Annotated in this window: 15 protein-coding genes; 9 read left to right on the top strand and 6 right to left on the bottom strand. The window is 72.1% G+C overall.

Annotated elements, in window-relative coordinates; genetic code table 11:
* Positions 1-34 precede the first annotated feature (34 nt).
* Positions 35-1,690 carry a cellulase family glycosylhydrolase gene (locus ACWED2_RS21830; protein ID WP_449692307.1) on the bottom strand — a complete coding sequence of 552 codons (1,656 nt, stop codon included), beginning with the start codon at positions 1,688-1,690 and terminating at the stop codon, positions 35-37.
* A gap of 169 nt (positions 1,691-1,859) precedes the next feature.
* Complete coding sequence (locus ACWED2_RS21825; RefSeq protein WP_449692306.1) at positions 1,860-2,969, bottom strand: glycoside hydrolase family 53 protein; 1,110 nt, start codon at positions 2,967-2,969, stop codon at positions 1,860-1,862.
* Between the two features lie 310 nt (positions 2,970-3,279).
* Between ACWED2_RS21825 and ACWED2_RS21820 the strand changes: the two genes are divergently transcribed.
* Positions 3,280-4,248, top strand: a complete 969-nt coding sequence (locus ACWED2_RS21820; protein ID WP_449692305.1) for a hypothetical protein — start codon at positions 3,280-3,282, stop codon at positions 4,246-4,248.
* Between the two features lie 196 nt (positions 4,249-4,444).
* Here ACWED2_RS21820 and ACWED2_RS21815 read toward each other — a convergent pair whose 3' ends face one another.
* Positions 4,445-5,038, bottom strand: a complete 594-nt coding sequence (locus ACWED2_RS21815) for an acyl-CoA-like ligand-binding transcription factor (RefSeq protein WP_449692304.1) — start codon at positions 5,036-5,038, stop codon at positions 4,445-4,447.
* A 37-nt stretch (positions 5,039-5,075) separates the two neighbouring features.
* On the opposite strand from ACWED2_RS21815, the gene ACWED2_RS21810 reads away from it, so the two are divergent.
* Together ACWED2_RS21810 and ACWED2_RS21805 are read left to right on the top strand one after the other, a co-directional pair.
* Complete coding sequence (locus ACWED2_RS21810) at positions 5,076-5,561, top strand: pyridoxamine 5'-phosphate oxidase family protein (protein ID WP_449692303.1); 486 nt, start codon at positions 5,076-5,078, stop codon at positions 5,559-5,561.
* A 116-nt stretch (positions 5,562-5,677) separates the two neighbouring features.
* Positions 5,678-6,046: an STAS domain-containing protein gene (locus tag ACWED2_RS21805; RefSeq protein WP_449692302.1), complete on the top strand. Its 369-nt coding sequence runs from the start codon at positions 5,678-5,680 to the stop codon at positions 6,044-6,046.
* Here ACWED2_RS21805 and ACWED2_RS21800 read toward each other — a convergent pair.
* Positions 6,036-7,040: a hypothetical protein gene (locus tag ACWED2_RS21800; RefSeq protein WP_449692301.1), complete on the bottom strand. Its 1,005-nt coding sequence runs from the start codon at positions 7,038-7,040 to the stop codon at positions 6,036-6,038. The two genes, ACWED2_RS21805 and ACWED2_RS21800, sit on opposite strands and share 11 nt — an antisense overlap.
* Positions 7,041-7,097: 57 nt before the next feature.
* On the opposite strand from ACWED2_RS21800, the gene ACWED2_RS21795 reads away from it, so the two are divergent.
* Genes ACWED2_RS21795 through ACWED2_RS21780 form a run of 4 tightly spaced genes read left to right on the top strand, consistent with a single transcriptional unit; the run spans position 7,098 to position 10,193 of the window.
* Positions 7,098-7,769: a TetR/AcrR family transcriptional regulator gene (locus tag ACWED2_RS21795; RefSeq protein WP_449692300.1), complete on the top strand. Its 672-nt coding sequence runs from the start codon at positions 7,098-7,100 to the stop codon at positions 7,767-7,769.
* A 53-nt stretch (positions 7,770-7,822) separates the two neighbouring features.
* Complete coding sequence (locus tag ACWED2_RS21790) at positions 7,823-8,623, top strand: alpha/beta fold hydrolase (RefSeq protein WP_449692299.1); 801 nt, start codon at positions 7,823-7,825, stop codon at positions 8,621-8,623.
* A complete protein-coding gene (locus tag ACWED2_RS21785; RefSeq protein ID WP_449692298.1) occupies positions 8,623-9,852 on the top strand; it encodes a PP2C family protein-serine/threonine phosphatase in 1,230 nt (409 codons plus the stop codon). Before ACWED2_RS21790 ends, ACWED2_RS21785 begins: the two co-directional genes overlap by 1 nt.
* The gene (locus tag ACWED2_RS21780; protein WP_449692297.1) at positions 9,849-10,193 is read left to right on the top strand and encodes an STAS domain-containing protein; all 345 of its coding nucleotides are present in this window, start codon (positions 9,849-9,851) and stop codon (positions 10,191-10,193) included. The genes ACWED2_RS21785 and ACWED2_RS21780 overlap by 4 nt, the downstream gene beginning before the upstream one ends.
* A 19-nt stretch (positions 10,194-10,212) precedes the next feature.
* Here ACWED2_RS21780 and ACWED2_RS21775 read toward each other — a convergent pair whose 3' ends face one another.
* Positions 10,213-11,106, bottom strand: coding sequence for a LysR substrate-binding domain-containing protein (locus ACWED2_RS21775; RefSeq protein WP_449692296.1), 894 nt, complete (start codon positions 11,104-11,106; stop codon positions 10,213-10,215).
* Positions 11,107-11,178: 72 nt separating this feature from the next.
* Between ACWED2_RS21775 and dapA the strand changes: the two genes are divergently transcribed.
* Positions 11,179-12,051: a 4-hydroxy-tetrahydrodipicolinate synthase gene (dapA, locus tag ACWED2_RS21770; protein WP_449692295.1), complete on the top strand. Its 873-nt coding sequence runs from the start codon at positions 11,179-11,181 to the stop codon at positions 12,049-12,051.
* Here the strand turns inward: dapA and ACWED2_RS21765 are convergent.
* A complete protein-coding gene (locus tag ACWED2_RS21765; RefSeq protein WP_449692294.1) occupies positions 12,005-12,730 on the bottom strand; it encodes a class I SAM-dependent DNA methyltransferase in 726 nt (241 codons plus the stop codon). The two genes, dapA and ACWED2_RS21765, sit on opposite strands and share 47 nt — an antisense overlap.
* Positions 12,731-12,825: 95 nt before the next feature.
* Between ACWED2_RS21765 and ACWED2_RS21760 the strand changes: the two genes are divergently transcribed.
* The gene (locus tag ACWED2_RS21760; protein ID WP_449692293.1) at positions 12,826-13,098 is read left to right on the top strand and encodes a hypothetical protein; all 273 of its coding nucleotides are present in this window, start codon (positions 12,826-12,828) and stop codon (positions 13,096-13,098) included.
* Positions 13,099-13,100 lie beyond the last annotated feature (2 nt).

The following is a 13,100-nucleotide window of genomic DNA, read 5'->3' as shown; positions in this document are numbered from 1 at the left end:
ACTCCGTTCCAGGTTGTCCCGAGTGGATGGTGGGTCAGCCGGCCGCGCAGGGGCCGCCGTTGAGCGTGAACGCCGTCGGCGCCGGGTTGGATCCGCTGTGGGTGCCGTTGAAGCCGATGCCGGTCGAGGCGTTCGGCGCCAGCGTGCCGTTCCAGCTCAGGCTCTCGGCGGCCACGGCACTGCCGGACTGGGCGAAGGTGGCACCCCAGCCGGGCGGCGTCACCTGCTGGCCGCCGGCGAAGGTGAAGGCCAGCGTCCAGCCGGTGACCGCGCTCGTGCCCGTGTTCGTGATGGTGACGTTGGCGGTGAACCCGTTGCCGCCACCCCAGTTCGAGGCCGAGTAGGTCACCTTGCACGCCCCGGTCCCGCCGCCCGCGCTCGTCGTCGCCGTCGCGACCCCGGACAGGGCCGAGGTGTTGCCCGCGGCGTCCCGGGCCCGCACCTGGTAGCGGTACGTGCTCGAAGCCGTCAGCCCGCTGTCGGTGTACGACGTCGTCGCGGTCGAGCCGACCACGGCGAAGGTGCCTCCGCTCGCCCCCGGCGCGCGGAGGACGTCGTAGCCGGTGACGCCGACGTCGTCGGTCGACGCGGCCCAGCTCAGCGTGGCGCTGTTCGACGTCACGGCCGAGACGGCCGGGGTGCCCGGGACGGACGGGGCCTGGGTGTCCGCCTGGCCGCCGCCGTAGACGGTGGCTTCCTTCGAGGTCTGCCGGACCCCGTTGGCCCCGTTGAGGAACCGCTCGCCCCACGGCGTCAGGGCGGCCGGGTCGAAGTTGGTCGTCATGTCGAGGTAGGCGACCTCGCTGCTGTTGCCGCTCCACGACCAGCCGAGGTAACCGAGGCCACGAGCCTGCGCCTGGGCCATGATCGTGTCTTCGTCCGGGTTGCCGTCGGTGTGCGTGTTCCCGAACTCGCCGACGACCAGCGGCAGCCCGGCGGTGCGGAACGCGTCGAAGTACGCGTTGATTTCGGCCGCGGTGTCGTAGACGCCGTACATGTGGATGGAGAACACGGTGTTGTGCTGTGGGTCGGCCGCGAACATCGTACTTGCGTTGTCGCGCATGACGTTCTGCCAGTCCTGGCCCCACATCGGCGCGTCGGCCATCAGCAGGTGCTGCAGCCCGGCGGCCCGCAACCGCTTGACGGCGTTGCCCGTCGCGGCCGTCCAGGTGGCGCTCACCTGCTGGTCGTTGCCGAACGGCTCGTTGCCCAGGTTGATGACGACGTAGTTCTCCTGGCCCTTGAGTGCGCCGGCGACGCTGATCCAGTAGCTCGCTGCCTGGTCGAGGGTGGCGGCCCCGCTTTGTTCGCCGTAGCCGGTGGTGTCGTGCACTTCGAGGACGCAGATCAGCCGGTTCTGCTTGCACAGCCCGATGACGCCGGTGACTTCGGCGGCCGGGGTCGGCCCCCACCGCTGCCCGCTGCCGAGCACGACCCGGACCGTGTTGGCGCCGAAGGACTTGATGTCGGCGAAGGCGCGGTTCCGGCCCGGGTACCAGACGTAGGCGTGGTTCACCCCGCGCATCACGAACGGCGAGCCGGTGGCTTCGAGGATCCGGGTGCCGTCGACGTGCAGGCCGCTCGCGGCGGGCGCGTCCGGGCCCCGCGCCGGCGTGGCCGCGGCGGGGGCGACGGCAGCGGTGGCCGCGAGCAAGGCGGCCACGAGCGCACGGAGGAATCGCCAGTTCATTCACCGACCTCCTGGAGCAGGACTCGACAGGAAAGTTTCAGGCTGGGAGCGCTCTCACGGTAACACGGCTGACACGGTCGGAACACCGGCGGCGAGACAGAAACCGGCCAATCTGCTTAACGTTAAGCTGCGCACGACGAATCGTGAGAAAGCGTTTTCTCCAGTTCGGTCAGGCTCGCCAGCGGATCTGCGGGTTGACCCGGCCGGAGCGGTCGAAGACGGCCTGGTTCTCCCAGCCGTTGCCCGAGCCGGCGAGGTCGGCCGGATCCCAGCCGTTGCCGTTCACCGCGTACCAGGTGGGTTCCCAGTAGAAGACCCCGATCGCACCGGCGGCGCGGGCGGTGTCCTGGACCGCGATGAAGTTCGCCGCCTGCCCGGCCGGGGTGGCCGGGTACCCGGCGCACGGCTGCGCGGCCGAGATGACGTTCGGCGTGCTGTCGTCGTTGGCCGTCGTGTACGGGTACGCCGTTTCGGCGAGCACGACCGGCTTGCCGTACCGCGACCGGACGTCGGACACCACACCGGCCAGGTTCGCCATCGTGCCGTGCCAGTAACAGTAGTAGGACAGGCCGGTGATGTCCCACGGGACGCCCTGCGCCCGGATGCCGTCGTAGAACCAGCGGGCGTGCGCGTCGCTGTCGGCGTCGGCGGTGTGGATGATCACCTGCGTGCCGCCGTTGCAGGCTTTTGTGGCGTTGTACCCGGCCTTGAGCAGCAGGCCGAGGTTCGTGAAGTCGTTGTCGACGACCTTTCCGTCGTTCCACAGCATGCCGACGTTGATCTCGTTGCCGATCTGCACGCTGTCCGGTGTTGTGCCCTGGGCTTTGAGCCCGGAGCAGACGTCATAGGTGTAGTCGTGGACATCGGTCTGCAGCCGGCCGATGGGGTGCGCCGCCCAGGCGGCGGGCTTGGTCTGCGTGCCGGGATCGGCCCACGTGTCGGAATAGTGGAAGTCGACCAGGAGCTTGAGCCCCCTGGCCTTCACCGCACGGGCGTACTGCAGCACTTTGGCCTTGTTGTTGTAGCCGCTGCGCGGGTTGTGCCACACGCGCAGGCGGACGTAGTTGACGCCGGCACCTTTGAGGATGTCGAGGGGATCGCGCGCCACCCCGGCGGCGTCGGTGTACTTCGCGCCGAGGTCGAGCGCCCGCTGGGCGGTCGAGACGTCCGCACCCAGCACGGTGAGGGAGTTCGCGGCCGAAGCCGCGGGTACGGGCAGGACGAAGGTCACCAGGGCCAGGGCCGCCGTCGCGAGGCGGGCGCTGCGGGACACGGTCATCCGATCTCCTTCGATCGAGTTGCCGAGGTCGTTCGAGGAGCCCGCGGGCCGGAGTGCGGTCTTGAACCGGTACCAGCACGGTAGGTCCGCCCGCGGCGGGCGTCAACCAGCCGTGAAAACCCCCGAAACTTTCGCGCTTCTCCGACCCGAAGTCGCCATTGAGAAAGCGCTTACTCATGGTCTGGGCCGTTCGGATCGGCCGGCGCCTGCGCCCTGCCGGGTGACGGCCGTTTCCGCCGCACCCGTCTTGGGTACTTCCCTAGCGCCGGCAACGGACCGTACGTGCGTGCACGCTGCGCGAGGTGAGGTCATGGTGACGACGATGGGCGATGGCTCCCCGCTTCCGATCAGCATCGAAGACACCGACGTCGCCCAGCTGGAAGCGGCCGTCGGAACCCTGCGCGCGCTGGACTACCGGCAGGGCGGCGGGTTCTGCCGGGACGCCGTCCGGGTGGTCAAGACGGCGAGCCTGCTGCTGCACTGGGGCACGGTCCCGGATCCGTTGCGGAGCAGGCTGCACACGGTGCTGGCCGACGTGCACAACCTGCTCGGCTGGACCGAGTTCGACATCGGCCGCGACGAACAGGCGCGCCACCGGTTCGGGCGCGCGCTGGAAATCGCGGCGGAGGCGGGCAACGACAGCCTGGTGGCGAACATCCGCTACCGGCTCGGCCGCGTGCACCTGCACCGCCACGACGTCGACGGCGCGCTGACCGAGTTCGCCCGGGGCCGGGCGGCCGCACGGCGTTCGGATTCCCGCCGGGCGCTGGCGATCCTCACGGCGAACGAGGCGTGGGCGTTCGCGATGGACGGCGACGAGCACGCCGCCCTGAGCCGGCTGGCGGAGGCCGAGGCCGCGTTCGCGGAAGCGGGGTCGTGGCCCGAACCGAGGCCGTGGGAGGCGTTCTTCCGCGAAACGGACATGGCGGCGATGCGCGGCACGGTCCTCACCGAGCTGGCCACCGCGGTGGCGGCCCGGCACAGCGGCGAAGCGGTCACCCAGCTGACCGAGGCGGCGGACCGCTATGGGGCCGACATGACCCGAAGCCGGTCGTTGACGTTGATCATGCTGGCCCAGAACCACGCACTGCGAGGCGATTTCGAGGAGGCCACGCGGATCGGCGAAGAGGCGCTCGACCTGGCGGGACAGGTGGGCTCGGTCCGCCCGAAGGACCGGCTGGCCCCGCTGGAACGGCTGCTCGGCCGGCATCCGGGCGACGCGGCCACGCGGGACCTGGCCGACCGGATCAAGCGCTACCGAGCCGAGCCCCTGCCCTGACTCCACCCGGTTCGACCATCACCGTGATGCCTCCCCAATCACGCGTGATGCCCCTCCAGACACGCGTAATGCCCCTCCAGACACACGAGATGCCTTGCCAGACCGCGTGATGCCCCTCCAGACACGCGAGATGCCTTGCCGGACCGCGAGATGCCCCTCCGATCACGCGTGTCGCCCCGGCAATCACCCGAGATGCCTATCCGGTCACCGAGATCGCGTCCAACGCGCGGCCGATGAGGTCCGGCAGGGCGCCCTCGCCGCCGACCCAGTCGTCCAGCGAGATGCGGACCGCCGCCATCGCCAAGGCCGCCAGCATGCGGGGGCGCGGGTCCCGCTCCGCGCCGTCCCGGAACCGCGGCGCCAGCAGCTCCGCGATGGCCCGCTCGTACCGCTGGTACGCCTGCGCGGTCCACGCGGCCAGCGTCGCCGAAGTCCGGGTGAGCCGGGCCAGTTCCCGGATCGCGTCCTCGTGCGCCGGGAACTCCGCCGCGAGCTCGCCGAAGGCCGCCACCAGGGCCTCCTTCGGCGTCAGCTCGGCCGGCTGCCGGGCGATCGCCGCGGTGACCAGCGTCAGCCACGGGCCGGTGATCCCGGCCGCCACGGCGCTTTCCTTGGTGTCGTAGTAGCGGAAGAAGGTCGCGCGGGCGACCTCGGCGTCCGCCGCGATGTGGTCCACCGTCGTGCCGGTGACACCGTGGCGTCCCGCCAGCCGGGCCGCCGACGCCGCGATCCGCGCGTTCGTCGCCCGCCTCTTGCGGACGGCCAGGCCTTCCGGTTCACTCTGAGACATAGTCTCATTCTGGACTATCTCTCACGGAGGAGCACGGGTGAACCAGCGCGCGCAGGTCGTCATGTCCGCGGACGAGGTCGGCCGGTTCCTCGACGAGCAACGCGTCGCGACCCTCGCCACCGTCGGCCCGTCGGGCCAGCCGCACCTCGTCGCGATGTGGTACGCCGTGCTCGACGGCGTGCTGTGGTTCGAAACCAAGGCCAAGTCGCAGAAGGCCGTGAACCTGCGCCGCGACCCCCGCGTCACCGTGATGGTCGAAACCGGCGACACCTACGACGCGCTGCGCGGGGTCGCCCTCGAGGGCCGCGCCACGATCGTCGACGACCCGGACGCGCTGTGGGCGGTCGGCGTCAACGTCTGGGAGCGGTACAACGGCCCGTACAGCGAGGAGGTCCGGCCGATGGTCGAGTTCATGCTCACCAAGCGGGTCGCCGTCCGCCTCGACGTCGACCGGACGCGGTCGTGGGACCACCGCAAGCTCGGCCTGCCCGCGATGCCGCTGGGCGGCACGACCGCCGGGTGACCGGCGTTCGGGTCGTTGCCGGATGTTTCGTCGTCGGGCGACCGGGGTAGTACCGATCCGGAGTGGACTCGAGCGGCGACGGAGAAGGGATCCCAGCATGCAGACCAGGGGTGAGCGTGACCGCTGAAGGCCATCAGGTCCGGCCCCAGGACCTCCTGCGCGTCACGGCCCACCACTCCGGCGGCGCGGTCGTGCTGGCCGTGGCCGGCGAGGTCGACCTGCTCAGCGCCCCCGTGCTCGGCGACGGCATCAGCACCGCTCTCGCCGACGCGCCGGAACTGCTGGTCATCGATCTGTCCGAGGTGTCCTTCCTGGCCTCCATCGGCATCACGGCCCTGCTCGAGGCGCGCCGCGAGGCCGGCACCGGCACCCGGGTCCGGGTCGTCGCCCCCGAAGCCGGCGTGGTCGGCCGCACCCTCCGGCTGACCGGCCTGCACGAGGCGCTGGCCGTCGCGGGCACCCGGGAGGAAGCGCTCACCGGCTGAACCGGGCCGCGACGGCGCGGAAGACCTCCTTCGGCTCCCACGTCAGACCCGGGTACGCCGTGCCGCTCCGTCCGTCGAGGACTTTGACGACGCCGTAGCTCGCCAGGTCGAGGTCGCGCCGCGGCTCGGGCCGGGCCAGGCATTCGTAGCCGGCGAAGGTGAACCAGAACGCGCCGTGCACCCCTTCGGCCTCGAAGACGTCCATCAGCTCGGTGAAGTACGCCGCCTGACCGGCCTCGTCGCGGACGTAGTCGCCGTTCAGCTCGCGCGGGTCGGACTCGAAGTCGACGATCGTCCACCCCGTCCCGCCCGCGTCGGCCGCGCCCCGGTGGGTGCAGCAGCCGAATTCCGTGATCACCAGCGGCTTCCCGTGGCTTCCGTGGTCCCGGACGTGCCGGGCGAAGTCACCCGCGTTGCCCGCCGAGCGGTACAGGTTGACGGCGGCGAAGTCGAAGCCCGCCCAGTCGATCTCTTCCCAGTCCCCGGCCGCGTAGGTGAGCTGGCCGCCGAAGTGCCGCCGCGCGGTCGCGGCGAGGTCCGCCAGCACCGTGCCGAAGTCCCACTCGTGGGAGAACCCGGCCCAGGCCGCGGGATCCGCCGCGTTGCGCAGCCGCTCGAACAGGACGGCGCCGGGCACGAAACCGACGCAGAACAGCGACATCTCGCAGCCGAGCACGAGCACGGTTTCCGGGTCCCGCGCCCGGATCTCCTCCGCCCGGCGGGCGCACTCCGCGAAGTAGGGCGTCAGCCGCGGCGGGGTGAGGTCCATCGGGAACGGCGAAAACCACACGCGCAGCCCGGCGTCGATCGCGGCGTGCGCGGCCACGACGAGGCGGTCCGGGTCGTCGCCGCTGATGCGGACCGCATTGCAGTGCAGGTCCGCCGCGATGATCTCCAGTTCCCGACGCACGACCGCGGGCTCGAACGCCCGGCGCGACCGGTCCCCGACGGCGCCGCCGAAGCCGGTGTCGTAGTTGATCCCCCTGAGCCGCATGCGCTCCTCCTCGCAATGTACGTCGTACACTTGAAATGTACGCTGTACACTCCGCGCATGCCACCACGCCTGATCTGGCACCACCCGGAGCCCCCGGGCCGGAAGAACGCGCTGACCCGCGCCGCGGTCGTGCGCGCGGCCATCGAGGTCGCCGACACCGGCGGGGTCGCCGCGTTGACCATGCGGGCGGTGGCCGACGCGCTGGGCGTGTCGACACCGATGTCGCTGTACCGGTACGTCCTGAACAAGGACGGCCTCGTCGACCTGATGCTCGACGAGGTATCGGCCGAGGTCGCGGTGCCACCCGCCCCCAGCGGGGATTGGCGCGCCGACCTGCGCGGGCTCGCGACCAGCCTGTGGGCGATGATCGGCAGGCACCGCTGGTACGCCGAGCTCGTGGACGGCCGGCCGCCGTTCGGCCCCCGGACGCTGCGGCGGGCCGCCTTCCTGCTGACCGTCCTCGACGGCGCGGGCCTGTCACCCGCCGTCGCGTACGCCTCCCTGCTGGACAACTACGTCACCGGCACGGCGATGAGCGTCAGCCGGGAGCTGGTGATGCTCGAGCAGTTCGCCATCGGCTCGACCGAGGACCTGCAGGCCCACGCGGCCGAGATGGCCGACGACTCGCTCGCCGCGTGGCTCGAGGACATGCCGGACCTCACCGCGAACTCCCGCTTCGAGCTCGGCCTCGACTGCCTGCTCGACGGCTTCGCCCAGCGGCGCCGCTGAGCGTCTCCCGCCTGAGCCCGCGTGGCCGCGGGGTCGGTGGCAGGATGTGCGCGGTGAGCATGCGCGCCAGGAACAACGTGACCGTCACCGGTCGCGAAGGCGGCCCCACCCTCCTGCTCGCGCACGGCTTCGGCTGCGACCAGAACCTGTGGCGCCTCGTCGTCCCGGAACTCGCGCCGCGGTACCGGGTGGTGCTGTTCGACCACACCGGCGCCGGGCGGTCGGACCCGTCCGCCTGGACCCCCGAGCGCTACGGCAGCCTCGACGGCTACGCCGACGACGTCCTGGCCCTCTGCCGCGAGCTGGCCTTGCGGGACGTCGTGCTGGTGGGCCACTCGGTCAGCGCGATGATCGCGGTGCTGGCCGCCAACCGCGAACCGGACCGGTTCGCCAAGCTCGTGCTGCTCACGCCGTCACCGTGCTACCTCGACGACGGTGACTACCGCGGCGGGTTCAGCCGGGCCGACATCGACGAGCTGCTCGCCGCGCTCGAGGCGAACTACCTGGGCTGGTCGGCGACCATGGCGCCGGTGATCATGGGCAACCCGGACCGCCCGGAGCTCGGCGAAGAGCTGACGAACAGCTTCTGCCGCACCGATCCCGCGATCGCGCGCGTCTTCGCCCGGGTGACGTTCCTCTCCGACAACCGGGCCGACCTGGCGAAGGTCTCCGTGCCGACGCTGGTGCTCGAGTGCGCGAACGACGCCATCGCCCCGCCCGAGGTCGGGCGGTTCACCCACGAGCAGATCGACGGCAGCACCCTCGTGACGCTCGCCGCGACCGGGCACTGCCCGCAGCTCAGTGCGCCGGAGGCGACGGCCGCCGCGATCACGGCGTTCGTGAGCGGGCCGTGATGTGCGAGGACCACCCCGGCCCGGGTGGTCAGGAGAGTGCCGCCCCGGAGTTTTCGGCCCTTTTGGAGGACAGCGCGGAAGACCTCTACGAGCACGCTCCCTGCGGGTACCTCTCGACGCTGCTGGACGGCACCATCGCGAAGATCAACACCACGCTGCTCGGCTGGCTCGGCTACGCACGCGAAGACGTCGTCGGCCGGCGCCGGTTCGCCGACCTGCTCACCGTCGGCGGCCGGATCTACCACGAGACGCACTTCGCGCCGCTCCTGCGCATGCAGGGCGAGCTCGGCGGCGTCGCCTTCGAGCTGAAGACCGCGGACGGGAGCCGGCTGCCGGTGCTGGTGACCTCGACGGTCAAGACCGGCACCGACGGCCGGGCCCAGCTGATCCGCACCACGATCTTCGACGCGCGCGACCGGCGGGCCTACGAACAGGAACTGCTGCGGGCGCGCGAAGAAGCCGAGCGCGAACGCGACCGGGTGCAGCGGCTCGCGCGGACACTGCAGCAGACCCTGCTGCCGCCCACGCTGGCCGACGTGCCCGGGGTGCAGGTCGCGGCCTACTACCACCCCGCGTCGGCCGACGAGGTCGGCGGCGACTTCTACGACCTGTTCCCGCTGACCGGCGACACCTGGGGGTTCTTCCTCGGCGACGTCTCCGGGAAGGGCGCCGCCGCGGCCGTGGTGACGTCGCTGGCGCGCTACACCCTGCGCGCCGCCGCGGTGCACGACCCGGACCCGGCCACCGTGCTGGACCGCCTCAACACGGTGCTGCACCACGAATACCGCGGCTCGGATCCGCGCTACTGCACCGTCATCCAGGGCCACCTCCGGCCCGGCGACGACGGTGCGGCGGTCACCCTGGCCACCGGCGGCCACCCGCCCGCGCTGCTGATCCGCGCCGACGGCACGTCCGCGTTCCTGCCCGTCCCGGGCGGCCAGCTGGTGGGCGCGCTGCCCCGCGCGCGCTTCGCCGCCGAGGACGTCTTCCTGAGCCCGGGCGACACGCTGCTGCTGTACACCGACGGGCTGACCGAAGCCCGCACGCAGGGCCGCGTCCGCTACAGCGAAGAGCAGCTGCAGGAGCACCTGACCGGCCTGGCGCCGACGACGGCCCCCGCGGTGATCACGGCGGTGACCGGCCTGCTCGCCGGCTTCGGCGACGGCGTCGAGGACGACACGGCCCTGCTGGCGTTGAGCATCCCGCTTCCCGGAGGCGATCGACCGTGACCGGCACCCCGTTTTCCGTCACGACGCGCGCGACCGAGGCCGGCACGGTGGTGACCGTCGAAGGGGAGCTCGACGTGGCCACCGCACCCCGCCTCCGCGCCGGGCTGGCCTCGCTGGCCCTGGCGCCCGGCGGCGTGCTGGTGGTGGACCTGGGCGCGGTGACGTTCTGCGACTCCAGCGGGGTGTCCGCGCTCATCGCGGCCCGCAACCTCGCCGAGGCGGCGGGGGCGGGGGTCGCGCTGGCCGCGGTGCCGGACCGGCTGAGCCGGACGCTCGGGCTGATCGGCCTTGCGGACTTCTTCCCGACTTATCCGAGCGCCGAAGCCGCCTTCCGGGGGTGACGACCCCGAGCCGGGCGGCTCAAGCGGCGTCCGATGCCGCCCCCAGTTCGGCCAGCACGGCCCGGATCGCCGGGCTCGCCTCGGCACTCCGCCGCCACACCGCGTGGACCTCCCGCTTCGGCGGCCGCCGCAACGGCCGCGCGATCAGGTTCTCCCCCAACGGCGGGCGCGCGAGGCGCGGGATCAACGCCACCACCTGACCCGAGGCCACCAGCGACAGCTGCGTCGCGAAGTCGTCGACCCGGTGACGCACGTCGGGCTCGTCGGCGAACAACCGCCGGAACCACTGGTGGCACACGGTTCCCGGCGGGCTGGTCACCCACGCTTCCCGCGCCAGCGCCACCGCGTCCACCGGCGCGTCGAGCCCGGCCAGCGGGTGCGTGCGGCTCATCACCACGTCGCCGACGTCCGTGTGCACCCACCGCCGCACCAGCGACGGCGGCAGGGGCGCGGGCAGCAACCCGTCGGCGTCGTGGACGAGCGCGAAGTCGGCCGTTCCCGCGCCGACGCTGCGCAACCCTTCGTCGGGGTCCTGCTCGGTGAGCTCCACCCGCAACTCCGGGTACGCCAGCCGGGGAATGATCGGCGCGAGCAGGCCGCGGATCGCCGTCGAGAAGGCCACCACCCGGAGCGTGCCGCGCGGCGCGCCTTCCGACACCGACTGCGCGGCTTCGGCGCAGCGCTCCAGCGCGTGGAACACCTCCGGGGCCGAGTCGGCGATCGCCTGGCCGGCCGGGGTCAGCACCACCCCGCGGCCGGCCGGCGCCAGCACCGGGACGCCGACCTGCCGCTCCAGCCGTTTGAGCTGCTGCGACACCGCCGACGCGGTGAACCCGAGCTCCTCGGCCGCCCGCGCCAGCGTCCCGAGCGCCGCCACCGAGCGCAGCGCCCGCAGCGCACCCACCTCGATCATGAAGCCAGGCTACGCAATACCGGCAAAAAAGCATCGCTGGACCGCAGCAGTCAGGCCGGGCACGGTCGGCACATGACCGAATTCGGCACCAACCTCGTCGCGATGGTGACCCCCATGGAGCCCGGCGGCGCGCTCAGCGAACCCGGCCTCACCCGGCTCGTCGACCACCTGCTGGCCACGGGATGCGACGGCCTCGTCGTCGGCGGGACCACCGGCGAGTCCCCCACCCTTTCCGACGCCGAGTCCGCGGGCCTGGTCCGGGCCGTGGCGGCACAGGCGGGGAACCGCGCGCGCGTGATCGCCGGCGTCGGCACCTACGACACGGCGGCGAGCGTCCGCCGCGCCCGCGAAGCCGAGGCGGCCGGCGCCGACGCGCTGCTGCTGGTCTGCCCCTACTACTCCCGGCCGACGCAGGCCGGGGTGATCGCCCACTGCGTGGCGGTCGCGGACGCCACCGAGCTGCCGGTGATGCTCTACGACGTGCCCGCGCGCACCGGCGTCGCGATGGCGCCGGCCACCCTGACCGAGCTGGCCGGCCACCCCCGGATCCGGGCGGTCAAGGACGCCAAGGGCGACCTGTTCGAGGCGATGACGGTGATGTCCCGGACGTCATTGGCGTACTACTGCGGCATCGACGAGCTCAACCTGCCGTACCTGGCGTGCGGGGCCACGGGCCTGGTCAGCGTCGTGGCGAACGTGGCGGCCGACCGCACCGCCGAGCTGATCGACGCCGTCCGCGACGGTGACCTCGATCGGGCGCGAGCGATCCAAGAAGCCCTGATTCCCTTGACGGACACGATCATGCGCGCCGGCACGGGCGCGGCGAACGCCAAGGCCGAGCTGGCCGAGCTGGGGATCATCCCGCACGCGAGCGTGCGGCTTCCGCTGGTCGAAGCGATCAGCGCAGCCGGTAGACGGAGACGTGTGAGCGCGACTCGGCGGTGAACTCCCCGCCGACCCAGTCGGCGTGGCGGGACTCCAGCTCGAACCCGGCCAGCCGGCCCATCAGGTCCAGCTCGGCCGGCCAGATGTAGCGCTGCGGGCAGCGGCTCAGCCGCGCCTGCCGTCCCGACCCGAAGGTGAAGTGGTGGGACACCAGGTGCTGGCGCACGGTGTCGTAGGTGTCGATCCCGGCGTACCCGGCCTCGGACCGGAACACCAGCGCGTCCTGGCCCGGCGGGAGCCGGCGCAGCTCCGGGACGCCCAGCTCGATCACGAACCGGCCGCCCGGGTCGAGGTGGCGGGCCGCGTTGCGGAAGCACTCCACCTGCTCGTCCTGGGTCAGCAGGTTGCCGATCGTGTTGTACACCAGGTAGACCAGCGAAAACCGGCCCTCGACCCGCGTCGTCGCCATGTCGTCGGCGACCACCGGGATCGCTGCCTTGCGCCGCAGCCGGTCGAGCATCGGCTCGGACAGCTCGATGCCGGCCACGTCCACTCCCCGCTCCGCGAGCGGGATCGCGACCCGGCCGGTGCCGATCGCGAACTCCAGGGCCCGGCCGCCCTCCGCCAGCGCGGCCAGGCGCGAAACCATCGGCTCCACGACCTCCGGCGCGAACACGCCCTCGCCCGGGGTGTCGTAGCGCTCGGCGGTCTCGGCGTCCCAAATCTCGTCCTGTCGCACGCCCTCCACCCTCGCCCGGGGCCGCGGAAACTGTCCAACCAATTAGAACTTGCCCGATTTCGGGCAAGAATTTGGGGTTCGCGGCTCGGCGAGGCATGATGGCCGGCGTGGAAGACACCGACATCGTCGAGCGCGTGGCCGCGTCCACCGGGCTGCCACCCGGGGTCGCCGCCCGCGTCGTCGACGACGTCCTGGCCTTCTACCGGACTCCCACCGAGGACTACGTGCGCCGCCGGCACGCCGAGCTGCAGGCACAGGGCCGGAAGAACCCCGAGATCTTCCCCCTGATCGCCGCCGAGCTCCGCGGGCGGCTGGTGGCCGCGCCCGTCCTCTCCGAGCGGCAGTTGCGCCGCATCATCTACGGCTAGGA

The sequence above is a fragment of the Amycolatopsis sp. NPDC005003 genome (assembly GCF_053600695.1).
This window is presented reverse-complemented; position numbering and strand designations above follow the sequence as displayed.

Excerpts from the sequence above, each read along its gene's own strand:
- ACWED2_RS21815 (WP_449692304.1), bottom strand. The coding sequence starts at position 5,038 with ATGTCTCAGAGTGAACCGGAAGGCCTGGCCGTCCGCAAGAGGCGGGCG.
- ACWED2_RS21800 (WP_449692301.1), bottom strand. The coding sequence starts at position 7,040 with ATGCGGCTCAGGGGGATCAACTACGACACCGGCTTCGGCGGCGCCGTC.
- ACWED2_RS21795 (WP_449692300.1), top strand. The coding sequence starts at position 7,098 with ATGCCACCACGCCTGATCTGGCACCACCCGGAGCCCCCGGGCCGGAAG.
- ACWED2_RS21830 (WP_449692307.1), bottom strand. The coding sequence starts at position 1,690 with ATGAACTGGCGATTCCTCCGTGCGCTCGTGGCCGCCTTGCTCGCGGCC.
- ACWED2_RS21775 (WP_449692296.1), bottom strand. The coding sequence starts at position 11,106 with ATGATCGAGGTGGGTGCGCTGCGGGCGCTGCGCTCGGTGGCGGCGCTC.
- ACWED2_RS21825 (WP_449692306.1), bottom strand. The coding sequence starts at position 2,969 with ATGACCGTGTCCCGCAGCGCCCGCCTCGCGACGGCGGCCCTGGCCCTG.
- dapA (WP_449692295.1), top strand. The coding sequence starts at position 11,179 with ATGACCGAATTCGGCACCAACCTCGTCGCGATGGTGACCCCCATGGAG.
- ACWED2_RS21760 (WP_449692293.1), top strand. The coding sequence starts at position 12,826 with ATGATGGCCGGCGTGGAAGACACCGACATCGTCGAGCGCGTGGCCGCG.
- ACWED2_RS21785 (WP_449692298.1), top strand. The coding sequence starts at position 8,623 with ATGTGCGAGGACCACCCCGGCCCGGGTGGTCAGGAGAGTGCCGCCCCG.
- ACWED2_RS21820 (WP_449692305.1), top strand. The coding sequence starts at position 3,280 with ATGGTGACGACGATGGGCGATGGCTCCCCGCTTCCGATCAGCATCGAA.